Source organism: Paraburkholderia sp. RAU2J (assembly GCF_003634845.1).
In the GTDB taxonomy this organism is placed as follows: domain Bacteria; phylum Pseudomonadota; class Gammaproteobacteria; order Burkholderiales; family Burkholderiaceae; genus Paraburkholderia; species Paraburkholderia fynbosensis.
Genome location: NZ_RBXG01000003.1, coordinates 330008 through 348043, shown reverse-complemented (window position 1 = coordinate 348043; position 18036 = coordinate 330008). Strand labels below are relative to the sequence as shown.

At 62.6% G+C, this 18036-nt stretch carries 18 protein-coding genes; 17 read left to right on the top strand and 1 reads right to left on the bottom strand.

Annotated elements, in window-relative coordinates; genetic code table 11:
• Positions 1–7: 7 nt before the first annotated feature.
• From B0G69_RS33025 to B0G69_RS32965, 13 genes are all read left to right on the top strand, one after another.
• Complete coding sequence (locus tag B0G69_RS33025) at positions 8–496, top strand: (2Fe-2S)-binding protein (protein ID WP_116120535.1); 489 nt, start codon at positions 8–10, stop codon at positions 494–496.
• Entirely contained in the window at positions 489–2861 is a 2373-nt protein-coding gene (locus B0G69_RS33020) for a xanthine dehydrogenase family protein molybdopterin-binding subunit (protein ID WP_121324354.1), read from the top strand. Before B0G69_RS33025 ends, B0G69_RS33020 begins: the two co-directional genes overlap by 8 nt.
• A complete protein-coding gene (locus B0G69_RS33015) occupies positions 2858–3739 on the top strand; it encodes an NAD(P)-dependent oxidoreductase (protein WP_121324352.1) in 882 nt (293 codons plus the stop codon). Before B0G69_RS33020 ends, B0G69_RS33015 begins: the two co-directional genes overlap by 4 nt.
• A 9-nt stretch (positions 3740–3748) precedes the next feature.
• Entirely contained in the window at positions 3749–4198 is a 450-nt protein-coding gene (locus B0G69_RS33010; RefSeq protein WP_121324351.1) for a carbon monoxide dehydrogenase subunit G, read from the top strand.
• A 44-nt stretch (positions 4199–4242) separates the two neighbouring features.
• Positions 4243–4563, top strand: a complete 321-nt coding sequence (locus B0G69_RS33005; RefSeq protein ID WP_121324350.1) for an NIPSNAP family protein — start codon at positions 4243–4245, stop codon at positions 4561–4563.
• A 144-nt stretch (positions 4564–4707) separates the two neighbouring features.
• A complete protein-coding gene (locus B0G69_RS33000) occupies positions 4708–5562 on the top strand; it encodes an SDR family NAD(P)-dependent oxidoreductase (protein WP_121325074.1) in 855 nt (284 codons plus the stop codon).
• A gap of 44 nt (positions 5563–5606) precedes the next feature.
• Positions 5607–6557 (top strand): SMP-30/gluconolactonase/LRE family protein, encoded by a 951-nt coding sequence (locus tag B0G69_RS32995; protein WP_121324348.1) that lies wholly within the window; start codon positions 5607–5609, stop codon positions 6555–6557.
• A gap of 483 nt (positions 6558–7040) precedes the next feature.
• Entirely contained in the window at positions 7041–8174 is a 1134-nt protein-coding gene (locus B0G69_RS32990; protein ID WP_121324346.1) for an alpha-D-ribose 1-methylphosphonate 5-triphosphate diphosphatase, read from the top strand.
• Positions 8175–8239: 65 nt separating this feature from the next.
• Positions 8240–9139, top strand: a complete 900-nt coding sequence (locus B0G69_RS32985) for a phosphate/phosphite/phosphonate ABC transporter substrate-binding protein (protein WP_121324345.1) — start codon at positions 8240–8242, stop codon at positions 9137–9139.
• Positions 9140–9276: 137 nt separating this feature from the next.
• Positions 9277–9996, top strand: coding sequence for a phosphonate ABC transporter ATP-binding protein (locus B0G69_RS32980; protein ID WP_121324343.1), 720 nt, complete (start codon positions 9277–9279; stop codon positions 9994–9996).
• Positions 9993–10793, top strand: a complete 801-nt coding sequence (phnE, locus tag B0G69_RS32975; RefSeq protein WP_121324341.1) for a phosphonate ABC transporter, permease protein PhnE — start codon at positions 9993–9995, stop codon at positions 10791–10793. The genes B0G69_RS32980 and phnE overlap by 4 nt, the downstream gene beginning before the upstream one ends.
• Before the next feature lie 114 nt (positions 10794–10907).
• Positions 10908–11573 carry a DapH/DapD/GlmU-related protein gene (locus B0G69_RS32970; protein WP_121324339.1) on the top strand — a complete coding sequence of 222 codons (666 nt, stop codon included), beginning with the start codon at positions 10908–10910 and terminating at the stop codon, positions 11571–11573.
• Positions 11574–11740: 167 nt separating this feature from the next.
• Positions 11741–12757 carry an aldo/keto reductase gene (locus B0G69_RS32965; RefSeq protein ID WP_121324337.1) on the top strand — a complete coding sequence of 339 codons (1017 nt, stop codon included), beginning with the start codon at positions 11741–11743 and terminating at the stop codon, positions 12755–12757.
• A gap of 131 nt (positions 12758–12888) precedes the next feature.
• On the opposite strand, the gene B0G69_RS42315 is transcribed toward B0G69_RS32965, so the two are convergent.
• Positions 12889–13308, bottom strand: a complete 420-nt coding sequence (locus tag B0G69_RS42315) for a hypothetical protein (protein ID WP_241991708.1) — start codon at positions 13306–13308, stop codon at positions 12889–12891.
• A 188-nt stretch (positions 13309–13496) separates the two neighbouring features.
• Between B0G69_RS42315 and B0G69_RS32955 the strand changes: the two genes are divergently transcribed.
• From B0G69_RS32955 to ltaE, 4 genes are all read left to right on the top strand, one after another.
• The gene (locus B0G69_RS32955) at positions 13497–13805 is read left to right on the top strand and encodes a putative quinol monooxygenase (RefSeq protein WP_121324335.1); all 309 of its coding nucleotides are present in this window, start codon (positions 13497–13499) and stop codon (positions 13803–13805) included.
• Between the two features lie 291 nt (positions 13806–14096).
• A complete protein-coding gene (locus tag B0G69_RS32950) occupies positions 14097–14789 on the top strand; it encodes a TetR/AcrR family transcriptional regulator (RefSeq protein ID WP_121324333.1) in 693 nt (230 codons plus the stop codon).
• 414 nt (positions 14790–15203) lie between these two features.
• Positions 15204–16856: a methyl-accepting chemotaxis protein gene (locus B0G69_RS32940; protein WP_121324329.1), complete on the top strand. Its 1653-nt coding sequence runs from the start codon at positions 15204–15206 to the stop codon at positions 16854–16856.
• Positions 16857–16942: 86 nt separating this feature from the next.
• Positions 16943–17950 (top strand): low-specificity L-threonine aldolase, encoded by a 1008-nt coding sequence (ltaE, locus tag B0G69_RS32935; RefSeq protein WP_121324327.1) that lies wholly within the window; start codon positions 16943–16945, stop codon positions 17948–17950.
• Positions 17951–18036: the final 86 nt, after the last annotated feature.

Here is an 18036-nt window from a genome sequence, read left to right as displayed (position 1 = left end):
GTCGTTCATGGAAAAGACAGCAATTTATCTGAGTGTGAACGGTGCGCGCCATGATGTGCATTGCGAGCCTCGCAAGCTATTGTCCGATGTGCTGCGCGAAGATTGCCGGCTGACGGGCACGCATGTCGGATGCGAGCACGGTGTGTGCGGCGCATGCACCGTGTTGATCGATGGTCGTCCGGCACGCTCATGTCTGGCTTACGCCGTGCAGATGGATGAAGCGCAGATCACGACCATCGAGGCGGTAGCGCAAGACGGTCGTCTGTCGCCGCTCCAGCGCGCGCTGCATGAGTGCCATGGTCTGCAGTGCGGTTTCTGCACGCCCGGCATCGTCATGACATTTGAGGCGTACCTGCGCGAGAACCCGTGGCCATCCGAGGCGGAGGTACGCGAGGTGCTGTCGGGCAATCTGTGCCGCTGTACCGGATATCAGAACATCGTGCGGGCGATCCTGCTCGCGGCCGAGCGGATGCGCGCGGAGACGGTCGATGTCTGAGCAGATGTTCCGTTACCTCAACAAAGCGACGCCTCGCACCGAAGACTATCGGCTGCTGACCGGCTATGGCCGGTATCTCGACGACATCGAGATACCCGGTGCCCTTCACGTGTGCTTCGTTCGCTCGCCGCACGCGCATGCGCGGATCGTCTCCATCGATATTCACGGCGCCGCCGCAATGCCCGGCGTTGTAACCGTCATCACGGGCCTGGAGCTCGCGCAGTGGACCACGCCGTCCCGTGTCGCACCACCCGTCGAAGGACTGAAGCCCGTCGAATTTGCGGCGATGCCGGTGGACACAGTGCGTTTTCAGGGCGATCTGGTGGCTTGCGTCGTCGCGACAGACCGGTACCTCGCTGAAGACGCTGCCGAGCAGGTGCTCGTCGAGTTCGAGCCGCTGCCCGTGGTGACAGACATGTGGCAGGCGCTGGAGCCCAACGCGGCGCAAGTCGACCCGGCCGTGCCAGGCAACCTGGTCTCGCACCAGACCTACGTGCATGGCGACCCTGAACGCGCCAACAGCCGGGCTTTCCGGATAGTCGAAGCGACCTTCCAGCAGCAGCGCCAGACCCATGTGCCGATCGAAACCCGCGGCTGTGCAGCGATCTGGGACGCCGGACGGAACCACCTGACGTTCCATATTGGAACGCAGGTGCCACATCCTTTGCGCACTCAACTGGCGCAGCGCCTCAAGCTCGACGAGTCTCAGGTGACCGTGATTTCGCCCGATGTCGGTGGAGCGTTCGGACAGAAAATCGCCTTGTACCGCGAAGAGTTGACGGTTGCTGCGCTGGCTCGCCATTTGAAACGGCCCGTGCGCTGGCGTGAGGATCGCCTCGAGAACCTGACGGCCGCCGCCAATTCACGTGAGGACTTCTGCCGCACCCGCTCGGCGGTCGATGAGCGCGGCACGCTGCTCGCTCTCGAACTCGAACTCCGCGAAGACTTTGGCGCCTATTGCTTCTTTCCTGCCAACTATCTGGCGCGCGTCGTTGCGATGATCCTGAGCGGACCGTACCGGCTGCAGGACTACGCGTTCGATGTGAAGGTCGTGCTCAGTCATAAATGTGGCAATGCACCGATGCGCGCACCGATGTCCATCGCCAGCTGGGTGATGGACGGCACGCTGGATGCAATCGCGCGGGAACTGGCACTCGACCCGGTCGAGGTACGCCGGCGCAACCTGCTGAGTCCGGCAGAACTGCCGTACCGCACTGCTACGGGAGAATGTCTGGACGACATCACGCCGACCCAGACGTTCGAGGCCTTGCTGTCGGCGCTCGACTACGCGGGCTTTCGCGAGCGCCAGCAGGCGGCGCGCGCAGATGGCCATTACCTGGGGCTTGGCCTGTGCAACGTGGTCGAACCGACCACGTATGGTTCGCGCTTCTATAAGGCTGCGGGAATTCCCGGTTCGGGGCACGAGGCAAGCTGGATCCGTATCGAACCAGGCGGGGTGGTGAACGCGTCGGTCGGTCTAGGGCCCAGCGGCCAGGGCTATGAAAGCGCGATGGCCAACGCGGTGGCGGAGGGCCTGGGCGTGCCGCCGTCGAGCGTGCGCATTCATATGGGCCACACTGATATCGCACCATACGGTATGGGCAGTCGTGGCGCCCGCAGCGGCACGGCAGGCGGTGGCGCGCTTTACCTGTGCGCACTCGACGCACGCCGCAAGGTTCTCGCGATCGCCGCCGGTTGCCTTGGTTTGCCTGACGAGCAGTCGCTACGCCTGATCGACGCGAGAATCGAGCGTAGTAGCGCGAACGAGTGGATCGACACGGGTTTGACGCTCGCCGACGTGGCGCGGCGTGCGTACCTGGATCCCACCGCGTTGCCGCAAGGTTTGACGCCGGGCCTTGAATTTCACCTGACTTACGACCCTCCGGCCATGACCTATTCGAATGCGGCTCATGGATGCGAGATCGAGGTGGACGTCTTGACCGGCGCAATCCGCATCGCGCGTTACGTCATCGCCGAAGACTGCGGCACGCTGCTCAATCCCACCGTGGTGGAAGGGCAGCAGCATGGCGCCGTGGCGATGGGACTGTCGGGCGCGCTGTTCGAGCAGATGCGTTACGACGACTCAGGACAGAACGTGACCGGCTCACTCGCCGACTACCTGATCGCTACTTCAACTGAATTGCCCAACTTCGAGATCATCCCGCTGCATACGCCTGGCAAGTCGACGGCGGCCGGCATCAAGGGGATGGCCGAAGGCGGGGTGATGGGAGCGATCGGCGCATTGACCAATGCGGTCAATGATGCGCTTGCGCCATTTGGCGTCGTTGCCGACCGTCATCCACTGACTCCCATGCTATTGCGCGACCTGCTGCGCGACAAACTCCGAACGGACCAACAATCATGACTCAATCCACAGGCAAACCCGCGATTGGCTTTATCGGCCTTGGCATCATGGGTTTCTCGATGGCCTCGCGGCTCGCCGCCGCTGGCTATCCGCTGCATGTCTATAACCGTACGCGTGCGAAGGCTGAGCCGCTCATCGAGGCCGGCGCGACCTGGCAAGCGACCCCGCGGGCGCTCGCCGAAGTCTCGGACGTCGTGTTCACGATTGTCGGCACACCTGCGGACGTCCGCACCCTATATCTGGGCGACGACGGTCTGATCACGCATGCGCGGCGCGATGCGGTGCTGGTCGACATGACGACGTCGAGTCCAAAACTGGCCGAAGAGTTGGCCGCGCACGCCGCTGAGCGCGGGGTGCACATGCTGGATGCGCCGGTATCGGGGGGCGACATCGGTGCCCGCGAAGGGCGCCTGTCGATCATGGTCGGCGGCGCAAGCGCTGTGCTCGCACGCGTGGAACCGATGTTGCGGTGCCTCGGTACCAACATCGTCCTGCAAGGCGGCCCGGGTGCGGGTCAGCACACCAAGCTGTGCAATCAGATCGTCATTGCATCGACAATGGTGGGCGTGTGCGAAGGGCTCGCCTATGCGCACAGCGCCGGGCTGGACGCCGACACCGTATTGAGCGCGATTGGCGGAGGCGCGGCGGGTGGATTCCAGCTGAACAACCTGGGGGCGCGCATCGCCAAGGGCGATTTTGCACCCGGTTTCTTCATCGAGCATTTCATCAAGGACATGCGGATTGCGCACGAGGAAGCGCGGAGCATGGGACGTGAATTGCCGGGTCTGGAACTGGTGCGCGTCATGTACCAGGAGTTGGCCGAGCGGGGCTGCGCGCGCAACGGCACGCAGGCGCTGTTCAAACTCTACGAGCGCTGAGCGGCGGCGATGAAGCTGACAGATCAAACCATCCTGCCCGTGCCCCCTGAAGCCGCATGGCGTGCATTGAACGATCCCGTAGTACTCGAAGCATGCCTGCCTGGCTGCAAAGCGCTGAAGAGGCTCGACGACCTGCATTTCGAATCGACCGTGCAGATTCGCGTCGGCCCGATGGCGGCGACCTTCAAAAGCAACGTCGAATTGTCGGATCTCGATCCGCCCAGGGCCTATACGATTGCCGGTATGGGCAGTGCAGGTGCGCTGGGCTTTGCCAAAGTCACTGCGCGCCTGCAACTTGAAGCGCAAGGCAATACGACCGTGCTGGTGTACGACGCTGACGTCGAGATCGGCGGGAAGCTGATGAGCGTGGGGTCGCGCCTGATTCAGTCCGCCGCGAGCAAGAATCTCGACGAGTTCTTCAGCGCGCTGAAGGCGCACGTCGAAAGCCACGCGCTCTGACGGCGGTGTGCTGCGAGAGAGTACCGATCGAAACAGAGGGCATCATGTTGGTAGAAATGCGTACATATCAGATTACGGCGGGAAAGACAGGCGAGTTCCTGGGCATCTACGAGCGCGAAGGGCTTGGCATCATCAGTCAGTACGCCCGGCTCAAGGGTTGCTGGACGAAGGACTCAGGCACGTTGAACTCGATCGTGTTCTGCTGGGGCTACGAGGACTATGCGCATCGGGCAGCGCAGCGCGCGAAACTCGCAGCCGATCCACGCTGGCAAGCTTTCACGCCGCGCATTCTGCCGTATCTCGTCCATCAGGAATCGGTGTTCCTGTCGCCCGTGCCGTTTTGCCCGATGGACCGAAGTGAGTGATGAATTTTCCGGCCGCGTTGGCCACGGGTGCCGCGTACTGGATGAATTTCGTGAAGGCCTTCGGTGTTGCGCGGCGTGGGTGGAGCGCGTGCAGACGTAAGGCAGTCGGGCTGACTTCCTATGACGTATCAGAAAGGACTATTGATGACACACTTTACTTTCACTCCCGGAGCCGTCGCCGTCGTGACAGGCGGCGCTGCCGGCATTGGACTCGCTGCGGCGAAGCGGTTCGCGCAGCTCGGGCTTCGCGTGTGCATTGCGGATCTGGGTGAGGACCGCCTTGCGCATGCGACGCAGGCGATTGCCAGCGTGGCCGCTGAAGGCGCGAAGGATGTACTGGCCGTCGAGACGGACGTCAGCCGCCTCGAAGACCTGGTCCGCCTCGAAGCAGCGGTTCGGGATCGCTTCGGCGGCACGGATATCCTCATGAACAATGCGGGGATTCAACCGGGTAGCGTCATGTTCGGAGCGGCCGCTAACTGGGAGCGGGTGCTCGACGTCAACCTATGGGGTGTCATTCGTGGCACTCAGACCTTCGTGCCCGCGATGATCGCGCGCGGACGCCCGGGTCTCGTCATTAACACCGGATCGAAGCAGGGCATCACGACACCGCCCGGCGACCCGGCTTATAACGTCTCCAAGGCCGGCCTGAAGGCGTTTACCGAAGCACTGCAGCACGAGTTGCGCAATACGCCAGGCTGCCGGATCAGCGCGCATTTGCTGATCCCTGGCTTTGTGTTTACGGAGCTTGCCGCTCAAGGTCGTACCGAGAAACCGGCCGCTGCCTGGACGCCCGAGCAGACTGTCGATTTCATGATCGAGCGACTGGATGCCGGCGATTTCTACATTCTGTGCCCCGACAACGATGTGCCTCGCTCCCTCGACGAGCGACGCATCCTTTGGGCTGCGGGAGACATTGTAGAGAATCGCCCGGCGCTATCGCGTTGGCATCCGGACTACGAGCAGGCGTTCGCAGCGTATATCCAGAAGAACGACTGACTTGCCCGCCCCGCAAATCGTAAGTGGAAGATGGGAGATGCGAGATGGCAGAGATTCCAAGGTGGCGACCGAGCGAAACCTATCCCGATCCGTCGGTGGAGGTCCTCGATCCGCGCTTTCTGAAATACCGCATTACCAATGCCGCAGTGGAGCGCCTTGCGACTGGAATGCGCTTTGGTGAAGGGCCCGTGTGGTTCGGCGACGGCCGCTACCTTCTATGGAGCGATATTCCGAACAACCGCATCATGCGATGGGATGAAGAAACCGGTGCGGTTGCGGTGTTTCGCAGGCCGTCCGGTTTTGCCAACGGCAACACGCGAGACCGCCAGGGGCGGTTGATCACCTGCGAGCATGGCAACCGCCGGGTGACGCGCACCGAGTACAACGGCACCCTGACCATTCTCATGGACCGTTTCGACGGCAAGCGGCTCAACTCGCCCAATGACGTCGTCGTCAAGAGCGACGACAGCATCTGGTTCACTGACCCGACCTTTGGAATTCTGAGTGATTACGGGGGTGTCAGGGGGGAGGCCGAACTGCCAACCCAGGTCTACCGCCTGGACCCGCGCTCCGGCGAAGCAGAGATCGTCGCTGGCGACATCGCCAATCCGAACGGCCTTTGTTTTTCGCCGGATGAAAGCCGCCTCTACATTGTCGAGTCCGGATCCACGCCAAGACGCATCCGGGCGTACGACGTCGAGGATGGCCGACGCCTCGTCAACGGCCGCATCTTTGTCGACGGCGGCGAGCACGGCGCGCCGGATGGCTTCCGCTGCGACACCGACGGCAACCTGTGGGCCGGCTGGGGCACAGGACCGACGTTGAACGGCGTGATGGTGTTCGCACCGGACGGCGAGGCCATCGGCCGCATCGCGCTGCCTGAACGCTGTGCGAACCTGTGCTTTGGCGGCGCTGCGCACAACCGCCTGTTCATGGCCGCCGGCCAGTCGCTCTACGCGCTTTACGTGGATGCTAGGGCGGCCGTCCCAACATGAGCCAGTGTCGAGGCAGCCAGCTTCAGCACGGCGACTGCCCTCGACGCTCATCGACGACGAATGGCGTCCACTTGCGATGCCCGTGACCACCTCGTCAATCAAGAATCTGTTCGATCTGCCGCCCCATTACAACGTCTACCTCCGCGCTCTCCATTGAAACGCGCGGTGTTTGTTGTCGGTCGCTGTCATGGTCTTGTCATTCCGGTCAGGTGAAATGAATTCGCAGTCGTGCATGGCAGAGCGCGGGCCGTGATGAACCCATACGGTCGTGCTCGCGGAATCGGCCGGTTGGATCTTTCCCTAAACATCTAGACGTTTAGACGAAAACACCGCTAGCAAGCGCTTTCTGGGCCGGCAGGCAACGCCCATGAAGCACGAGCGCCGAGTTCGCGAACGCAACAGCACGACTCATCGCTTCGAATCACGACCAAAGCTGCGTCGTACAGCAGCACGCTAAAGCCGACACACATACGGAGCATGTCGATGCTGATCAGGAACGCTCGCGTCGTCACGCGGGACGAGGAATTTACGGGAACCTTGCGGATTGAAAACGGCGTCATTGTCGACCTTGAACGGGGCACGACGTCGGCGGCCGAAGCCGAAGACTGGGACGGTGACTATCTGTTGCCGGGCTTGGTCGAACTACACACAGACAATCTCGAGAAGCATCTGGCGCCGCGGCCGGGCGTGAGATGGAATATCGACGCGGCGTTTGTGATTCATGACGCACAAGTGGCCGCGGCGGGCATCACAACCGTATTCGATTCGCTCAGGATCGGCGCGCGTTCGGACGTCGACATGCACAGCCGGGATCTTCAGACGCAGTGCGTGCAGGCACTCGCGCGCCTGTCCGCGCGCAAGTTGCTGCGTGCCGAGCATTTCCTCCACCTGCGCTGCGAAATCGCCGCGCCCGACGTCGTGAATGTATTCGATTCACTGTGCACGCATCCATTGCTGCGGCTCGCTTCGGTGATGGATCACACGCCGGGCCAGCGCCAATGGCACGATCGGGATCAATGGCGTCGCTGGCAGGAACGGCACGGCAAATTGACCGACGAACACTTCGCCGCAGTGATTGCCGAGCTTTCAGACGGACAGGAACGTTTCGCCGACCGGCACCGTCGCGAGATCGTTGCGCGCTGCATGGAGCTCGGCGTGCCGGTGGCGAGCCACGACGACACCGTAATCGAGCACGTTGAACAGGCCGCGGCCGAAGGCATCGTCCTGGCGGAATTCCCAACCACCCGCATCGCCGCGCAAGCCGCGCGCGAACACGGCATCGCAACGATTATGGGCGCGCCCAACGTCGTAAGAGGCGGATCGCACTCGGGCAACGTCTCGGCAATCGAACTTGCGGAAGCCGGACTGCTCGACATCCTGTCCTCGGACTACGTGCCCTCGAGCCTGTTGAGCGCCGCCTTCGAACTGGTCGGCAAGGCCGGCTGGACGCTGCCGCGCGCGATGGCAACGGTATCCGCGGAACCCGCGCGCGCAGTTGGGTTGGACGACCGCGGCGCCATCGCCCCCGGTTTGCGTGCCGATTTTGTGCGCGTGCGGATGCACGATGCGCTGCCTGTCCCCCGCGCGACGTATCGGGCAGGCGAGCGCGTCGTCTGATGGACGGAACAAAGCAATCCGTTGTTGAATCGCCTGGCATGTACGAAACATAAATTGAGGAATATATGAAGGTATCCAAAATTTTATCTGCCGCGGCTCTGGCCGTGAGTTTTGTCTCCATTACGGCACATGCAGCTGGTACGTGTCCGAACGATGGCGTGGTTCGCTTTGGTGTCGAACCATACGAATCGGCCCAGCGCATGCTGCCGGTCTATACGGATCTCGCCAAGATGATCGGCGACAAGCTCGGCTGCACGGTGCAACTTTACGTCGCAACCAGCTATAACGCCGAGATCGAGGCAATGCGCAATAACAAGCTCGAATTCGGCGAATTCGGTCCCCTCGGCTACGTGCTCGCGCACCAGGTCGCGCACGCTGAAGCCGTCGCCACGTTCGCCGGCGAGCAGGGCAAGCCGGCCACTTACTACGCCTCCATCGTCACGTGGCCCGGCTCGGGCATCAAGACGCTGGGCGATACCAAGGGTCGCTCGTTCGCTTACGCCGATCCGGCTTCGACGTCCGGCCATCTGTTTCCCGCCTTCGGTCTGAGCAAGAACGGCATCGATCCGGACAAGGGCGTAAAAGCGGTCTACGCGGGCAGCCACACGGCGTCGTTCGAGGCGCTGCGCAACCACAAGGTCGATGCGGGGGAGCTGAACAGCGAAGAAATCGCCAGCGCCAAGCTACACAAGGAATTCGATCCTGCGGCTTACGTGACGCTGTGGCAATCGGAACCGATTCCGCTCGACCCGCTGGCCGTGCGCGGAGACTTGCCGGCGGATTTCAAGGCCCGTCTGGCAAGTGTGCTGAGTTCGCTCGATCTAAGCCAATTACCGGAAGCCGATCAGAAGTTCCTGGCATCGAACGAAAACCCGGAACTGAAGACGGTGCCGCAAACGGATGCTGCTTATAACCAGATCCGCGATCTGGTTTCGACTCTTCACATCGACCTGGCAAAACTGTGAGCACTCTGTCCAGCACCTCGGGTGGCGTCCCGATAGATTCGGTGAGCCGGCTTTCAGCCGGCGTGTCGAGCCTACCCGGAACAGCACTCCATACGACGCGTGGGCCCGGCGTAAAGCTGGCTGTCCGTGATCTGACGATGCGTTACGCAAATGGCCACACTGCGCTGCGCGGCATGAATGTGTCGGTCCACGCCGGTGAGCTGGTCGTGGTGCTGGGCAGCAATGGCAGCGGCAAGTCGACCTTCATGAAGTGCGTGGTCGGACTGAATCGGCCGACCGCCGGGTCGGTCGAGGTGGCTGGGCGCGATCTCGCCGCACTGTCCGGCAAAGCTTTGCGTGAGGCGCGTCTGCCGCTTGCGTTGATCTCACAGAACGCCAATCTCGTGAAGCGGCGCAGCGTGCTGGCGAACGTCTGCTGCGGCGCGCTCGGCCAACACCGGACGCTGGCAACCGCGCTGGGTCGGGTGCCTCGCGAGGAGATCGATCCGGCACTGTCCTATCTGGACGAGGTCGGTTTGCTGCATCTGGCGCGCCAGCGCGCCGGCACGCTTTCGGGCGGACAGGCGCAGCGCGTGGCGGTGGCCCGTGCGCTGGCCCAACGTCCTCACGTCTTGCTCGCCGACGAGCCGGTCGCCAGTCTGGACCCCGAAGCGGCTGACGAAGTCATGCGGCTGCTGCGCCGCCTCGCCGACGAGGACGGTCTCGCGGTGGTGTGCGTACTGCACCAGCCCGAACTGGCGACGCGATATGCCGACAGACTGATCGGTCTGCGCGGCGGCCTGCTTGAATTCGATCGGACGGCGTCGGCCGTCTCCCGTCAACAGATCGCGAGCCTTTATTTGGCCGAGGTGTCATGAGCAAGGTTCTTGAAATGCGCGCATCGACGGGCTCGTCGGGCGGCCGGACCATCTGGTCGGTGTGTGTCGCCGTCGTGCTGCTCGCGCTGTTTGTGCAGGCGTGGATCGTCGTCCAGGCCCGTCCGCAGGATCTGGTGACCGGTGCCCACGGTATGGTCGACATTATTTCGCGCGCCGTGCCGCCGGCGTTCGATCAGTTCGTCCCGAACTTGTGGCCGGTTCTCGAAACGATTGACCTGGCGATTTTCGGCACGGTATTCGGGGTGCTGCTCGCCTTTCCGCTGTCGATTCTGGCGGCCGCGAATGTCACGCCGGCGCTGCCCCTGTACTACGCCGCGCGCGCGCTGATCGGCATCACCCGGGCAGTGCCCGATCTGGTCTGGGCACTGTTGTTCGTCACAGCTGTAGGGCTGGGGCCGTTTCCTGGCGCACTTGCGCTTGCGGTCCATTCGGTCGGCATGCTTGGGCGGCTGTTCGCGGAAGTAATCGAAGACATGGATATGGGCCCCGTTGAAGCGTTGACGCTGACCGGTGCAGGGCGCCTGCAGGTGTTAAGCCATGCTGTCGTGCCGGGCGTGTTGCCCTCGCTGCTCGGCATTGGGCTGTTCCGCTTCGACGAAAACCTGCGCTCGTCGCTCGTGCTCGGCTTTGTTGGAGCAGGCGGAATCGGCTTCCAGTTGCTGACTGCAATGAACCTGTTCCAGTACCAGACCGTGTCGTTCCTGTTGATCGCCACCTTCGTCCTGGTCGTCTGTGCCGAACGCGTTTCCGCTTACCTGCGCAGCCGTGTCACCTGAACTCGGGCCGCTCACCTGCGTCGCCGTCGCTCTTCATGCCCTGGCGCGATCGTCACGGGAAGTGCGCAGCCGGCGGCCCAGGGCCCTCCTTATCATTGAAGCACGAGAATTGACATGTTGATCAATCATGGCGTCGGCGTCGATCCGTGGGCGCTCGGTCGCATTCTGTCGGAGCATCCGGAAATCCATCCAACGGCGGTAGTTCGCGCCAGCGACTTTGGCCGTTACACCTATCTCGGTCCGCGCAGCCATGTCGCCGAATCCGTCATCGGCGACTACGGCTATGCGATGGGTGACAATCAGATCGCCCACGCACTCATTGGCAAGTTCGCCAATATCGCCACCGGCGTACGCATCAACCCGCCCAATCATCCTTCGTGGCGTGCGACCCACCATCACTTTACCTATCGCTCGCGATCGTACGGATTGTCTCTCGACGACGACGCTGACATCTTGCAGTGGCGGGCGCAGGAGTCGGTGGAGATTGGTCACGACGTGTGGCTCGGCCACGATGCCATCATCATGCCCGGCGTGACGATCGGCACTGGCGCCGCGGTCGGCTCAGGAGCCGTTGTGACCAAGGACGTTCCGCCGTTCGCCATCGTCGTCGGGGTGCCGGCGCGGGTGCTGCGTTTTCGCGTCGACGCGCGCACCTCGGAGCGCATGCAGCAGATCGCCTGGTGGGACTGGAGCGCCGAGCGCATTGACGCGGCATTGGCCGATTTTCGTGGGCTCACGGCGGCCGAGTTCGTGGATAAGTACGACGGTAAAGGTGAATGAATGGCCAAGCGGCCGTTTCTCCGCGACGGCGGAGCGTTGCACGCGTTGCCCAGACGACGGTGCCAACTGTCCTCGCTTCAATCACCTGGTCTCGACGTGCCTGTCTCTATGGACGTGTCACGTGGAATTCCCAGGTTAGATCCTTCAAATTAACGGAACAGTCTCAAATGGAATTTCGCCAACTTGGCCGCTGCGGCCTCAAGGTTTCGACGCTGACGCTTGGCACGATGCTGTTCGGCGATCCGACCGACGAAGCAACCGCGGCACGCATCGTAGACCAGGCGCATGAACAAGGCGTCAACTCGATCGATACCGCCGACGTCTACGCTGGCGGTGAATCGGAGCGTGTCGTCGGGCGTTGCATCGCCGCCCGGCGCGATCGTTGGGTGCTGGCGACCAAATTTGCCAGTCCATTCGGCGATGGTGACGTCAATGCGCGCGGCGCGTCGCGCAAACACATGGTGCGAGCCGTTGAGGCTAGCCTCAAGCGCCTGAACACGGACTATATCGATCTGCTTTACCTCCACGCTGAAGATCACAATACGCCGGTCGATGAAACAGTGCGCGCACTAAATGATCTGATTCAGGCCGGCAAATTGCGCTACTACGGCCTGTCGAACCATCGCGCATGGAAGATCGCCGAATTCAGTCATACCGCCCAGGCACTGGGTCTCGCTGCTCCGGTAGCCAGTCAGCCGCTCTACAACCTCGCGAATCGGCAGGCCGAGGCGGAACAGCTGACAGCCGCGCACCGTTATGGCCTCGGCGTGATTTCGTACAGCCCACTCGCGCGCGGCGTGCTGACCGGCAAATACGAATTGGGCGTGACGCCCGCGGCCGATACGCGTGCAGGGCGCGGCGACCGCCGCTTGCAGCAGGCCGAATGGCGGCCCGAATCATTGGAGCTGGCACGGCGCGTTCGCGAGCATGCAGAGGCGCGTGGACTGAGTGCGGGACAATTCGCACTCGCGTGGGTGCTCAACAGCAGCTATATCAGTTCAACCATCGCCGGACCACGCACCATGGCGCAATGGGACGATTATCTGCCAGCCTTGAGCTATCGCCTGAGCGCCGAAGACGAAGACTTCGTCGACTCGCTCGTCACTACGGGCCACCCTTCGACGCCCGGGTTCAATGATCCCAAGCATCTTTTCTTTGGGCGGATTCCCCGGCACGGTTCGTAAGCCGGACACGCACAAGAGAATTTCTGGAGTCGCGGCATTCCCATGAGGTTCCGCCACATCGGACTACTACGCCATGCTATCGACAGCGGTCGCAACCGGGTCATCCTCCCGGTTGCGACCTGCGCAGGCCTTCAATTTGCGACCTGTGCCATCGTTGTCGCGACGAGTGCTAGCGTGGCAGCCACTTGGGCGAGTTCATCGCTCGACCATCCGCCGCCCAGCGCATGCAGCAGTTGCACGTTGGCACTTAGCTGGCGTGTCTGGATATCGAGCACGCTGTTTGAGCCCGCGAAACGTCGAGGCCCGCCACGATGCCGCTGCCATGCAGCGTCTGCGTGAGTTGCAGCGCTTTCGCATACGCCATGACCGTCTCGTTCAGCAGCGCGGTCTGCTGGTCGAGGCCCCGCAAACCGATTTAATTGTCTGCGAGTGCCACTTGCAGGGCCAGTTTCACCCGCTTCGAGCGTCTCCTTGAACGGATCGCCATGGACGGCAAGACGTTCGCGGCAGAAGCTGACGACCAGAATCGAATTGGCAGTCGCCACCGCCATGCACATGATCGCGCCAATGAGTGCGGGTACGGAGAGCGTCGTCGTGTGTGTCGCGAACAGCTTCCAGACGAGGAGCCACGTCGGAAGTGTGGTCTGAGTTCGATGAGGCTCTTTCAGCAAACGTACGCTAACGCGGCTATGATTTCACGCGGCGATCGGCGCCGAAACAGAAAAGGAGAAGTACCCGGATGATCCATGTCATTGCCACAATCACTGCCCAGCCCGGTCAACGCGAAGCCGTGCTGGCACTTTTCAACAAGAACCGGCCGGCGGTGTTGGCCGAAGAGGGGTGCATCAGCTACGAGGCCGTCATCGACGTACCCGAGTTCGGGACAATTCAGACACCGCTCGGCAAGGACACGTTCGCTGTCATCGAGCGCTGGGAAAGCGCGGAAGCGTTGAGGGCGCACGGGGCCTCCGCGCATATGGCCGAATATGGACACAATACGCGCCCGTTGCTCGTGAGCCGCGTCATCAACGTGCTTCAGGCTTGCTAAAGAGAGCGTTCGTGGCGGCCCGCCATCAGCTGGGCGGGGTTCGATGCCAATGCGGGCGCCGTCACGCCGACTCCCATTGCGATGCCTCCGTGGCAACGCGGACATGGACGAACATCCGGTTTCAGGTCAGTTGGCAGCAGCAAGGACGACGCTCGCTTCGCAACGGCTGAGACAATGCGAGGGTCGCGCAGGGCATCGCGGGACGGCCCCCCACGCCCGGGGTGTATACTTTTATCAGAACATAAATCGTCATGTGATGATAACAGCTACAATCCGACACCGTAGGGAGCTATGAAGACCAAAGGCACTATCGAGAAGGCGATCCGTGGAACCGGCGCCACCCGCGTGGCGGTCAAGCGGCCGATGAAAAAAGCGCCGCAGCGTTTGCCGCGCGCCGAGCGTCAGGCGCGCGTGCTGGAGAAGGCCGCGGAATATTTCGCGGAGCATGGTCTCGGCGCACAGACCCGCGCCATCGCGGAAGCCTGCGGCGTATCGCAACGCTTGTTATATAGCCTGTTCCCGAGCAAGGCCGCTTTGATTGATGAAGTCTACAAGCGGGAAGTCGTCGGAATCTTCGACGCAATCTGGTTTGTTCAATTGCAAGACCGAAGTGTGCCGATTGAAAGCCGACTCAACCGCTTTTATTGCGAGTACTATGACACGCTCCTGACGCGCCGCTGGCTGAGGCTCTTCCTTTATTCGTCGCTCGAGGGCCTGCGCACGGCGCCGGCCTATACGAACGCGATCGTCAGCCATGCGCTCGAGATCATCGTTACGGAGACTGCGCATGAACTGGGTCTACGCATGCCAGTCGACCCGGCTCAACTGGGCGAAGTGGGTTGGCTGTTACATGGCGCGGTGTCTCATCTGGCGATTCGCCGTCGCATCTATTCGAACGAAAACAGCATGCCCGCCGCAGCGGTGATTGCCATGCACGTGCGCGCCTTTCTGACGAGCCTGCCGAGCCTGCTGCCTGCGCTATAACGCATTGCGAGTCGGCGCCGGGAGGTTCGCCGGTGTTATCGCTGCGATCGTCCGATTCGTCTCCAGCGCAACTCGTCAAGTGACGATATAATTCTGCGAAATTGAGCTGCGTTGCCGCGCCGTCTGCCGTTCGGGTTGCGCCGCCGTCCGCACATAAGCAGTGCCTGGCTTTCGCATGGCGGCTGCGTCATAACTGTTCGCAATCGTCGCCATGAGGCAAACCAATTTCACGAACGGCCTGCGCCTCGGCACAATGCCGTGGCGCATCGTGGTGGCGTTTCACGCGATATGTCAGGCCGCGAGTCATTGCACGCGGTCTGCGGGCGCCGTCTTCGAAACAGCCAAAGAGAAACAGCCGAAGACACGCGCAGCAAATAATGCATCTCTCACGAAAAAGGTGAACTCTTGAGGACTATGGCGGGTTTGCGTGTCCACACCCAGTTAGTTGCCGGCTTCGGCATCGTCCTTTTCGCCCTCGTTGCGCTGACGGTCATCGCCATCACACGCGTCGAGTCCGTGCGGCAGCGACTCGATCAGATCATCGACGTGAACGGCGTCAAAGAACGATACGCCATCAACTTTCGCGGCAGCGTCCATGACCGGTCAATCGCCGTGCGCGATGTCACTCTCGTATCGCATGAAGAACTGCCGGCCGTCGTCGCGCATATCCAGCAACTCGCGGCGGATTATGAGGAGGCGGCAAAGCCGCTTGCCGCCGTCTACGCGCAGCGCACCGACATCACCGCAGCCGAGCGCGCAATCTATTCGCGCGTGATCGAGGCGGGCAACGAGGCCACGCCGTTTATCGACGAGGTGATTGCACGGCAAACCTCCGGCGACTCCGAAGGGGCACGCACCGTGCTGCTCCAGCAAGCGCGCCCCGCGCTGGTCGAGTGGCTCGCGGCAATCAACCAGCTGATCGACTTTCAGGAAGCACTGAACCGGCAGGGCGGCGCCGAGGCACGCCAGATAAGCGTCGATTTCCGCTTGATGATGCTCGCGCTGACCGGGCTTGCGTGCGTGATCGGTCTTGGCGTTGGGGTGCTTGTCGTGCGCAACATAGGCCGCTCGCTCGGCGCCGAGCCGCGTGAGCTGATCGCGTTCGCCGATGCGATCCGGCGCGGCGATCTTTCCCGGCGCGCCGACTTGCGCACCGGCGATACGGGTAGCGTGATGGCGACTGTCGTGCGGATGAGAGAAGCGCTCGCGGACATCGTCGGACAGGTGCGCGATGGCGCCGATGCCGTCGCCGACATGAGTCACGCGATTGCCGCCGGCAATGCCGATCTTGGCGCACGCACCGAGCTCCAGGCCAGCGCGCTCGAGCAGGCCACCGGCGCGCTCAAGGAGTTCGACGCGAGCGTGGCCACCAACGCTGCAAATGCGGGACACGCGGACGAGCTTGCCAGGCAGGCCTCGGAAACGGCTGGGGAAGGCGGCATGGCGGTCGGCCGGGTGGTGGAGACGATGCATGGGATACGGGCGTCGTCGGCGCGCATCGCGGAGATCATCTCGGTCATCGACGGGATCGCGTTCCAGACCAACATCCTCGCGCTGAATGCGGCGGTCGAGGCCGCACGGGCGGGTAGCCAGGGACGCGGTTTTGCCGTGGTGGCCGGCGAGGTCAGAGTACTCGCGCAACGTAGCGCAGAAGCGGCGAAGGAAGTCAGGCAACTGATCGTGGCGAGCGACGCTCGCGTGAAAGACGGCGCTACCCAGGTCGATGACGCGGGCTCGACCATCACCGCGGTCGTGGGTTCGTCGGCGCGTGTCACGGGCATCATGAGCGAAATCCATGACGCGTGTCAGCAGCAAACGCTTCAGATCGGCGAGGTCCGCGAGATGATCACAAGCCTGGAGCACGGCACGCAACAGAACGTCGCGCTCGTCCAGCAATCGGGCGCCGCCGTGGATGCCCTGAACCGGCAAGCACGAAACCTTCTTGGAGCGGTCAATCTTTTCTCCGTTGGGTCCGAACGCGGCTCGGAACTGAAATCGCCCAACCCACAGCAGCGCGATGCCACTGCGCGCAACCCGGCGCCTTCACTCGCCAGCAGCTACTCGTGAGCGCATGGCGGCATAACCCGATTTTCAATTCAATCCAAATCGTCCGCGCTGCAGGCGCGACGCGGCGGGACTCTGAGGAGCAGCACATGATCGATTTGCGCAGCGATACCGTGACCCGTCCGGACAAGCCGATGCTCGCCGCGATGACAGCCGCCGAACTGGGCGACGACGTCTGGGGCGACGATCCGACTGTCCTGCGTCTGCAGGCCGTGGTCGCCGAACGCGCCGGCAAGGAAGCCGGCCTGTTCTTTCCGACTGGAACGCAATGCAATCTTGCGGCCTTGATGGCGCATTGCGCACGTGGCGACGAATACATTGTCGGCCAACTGGCGCACACCTATAAATTCGAAGGCGGCGGCGCGGCGGTGCTCGGCAGCATTCAGCCGCAGCCGCTGGAAAATGCCGCTGACGGCACCTTGCCGCTCGATAAGATTGCGGCCGCCATCAAGCCGATCGACGATCATTTCGCGCGCACGCGTCTGTTCGCGCTAGAGAACACGATTGGAGGCAAAGTGCTGCCTGCGGACTATGTGGCGCGTGCGGTCGAATTCGTTCGTCAGCGCGGGCTTGCGACGCACCTCGACGGGGCGCGCGTGTTCAACGCCGCGGTGGCTTCGGGCCAATCGCTGGCGGCGCTGTGTGCGCCCTTCGATTCGGTGTCGATCTGCTTCTCCAAGGGACTGGGCGCGCCGGTCGGTTCGGTGCTGGCCGGCAGCCAGGCGCTGATCGACACCGCGCATCGCTGGCGCAAAGTGCTGGGCGGCGGCATGCGGCAATCGGGCGTGCTGGCGGCGGCGTGTCTGTACGCGCTGGATCACAATGTCGAGCGGCTCGCGGACGATCACGCCAACGCCCAACATCTTGCCGACGGTCTCGCGCAGATCGATCAGGTCACGGTGCAGTCACACGCCACCAACATGGTGTTCGCGCAGTTTCCGCAACAACATTGCGCCCCGCTCGAAGCGTGGCTCAAGGCACAGGGCATTCTCACGCAGATGCTGTATGCGTCGCGCTTTGCGACACATAAGGACGTCTCGCGCGCGGACATCGATACGTTTCTGTCGGCTGTAAGGGCGTATTTCGCTCGCGGCTGAGGTCCGTGCAATGCCGGTTTTTTCATCGCGTGTTGACATGGCGCGTTCGGGTCGGACAATAATCTCAGCCCCGACACTCGCCAACT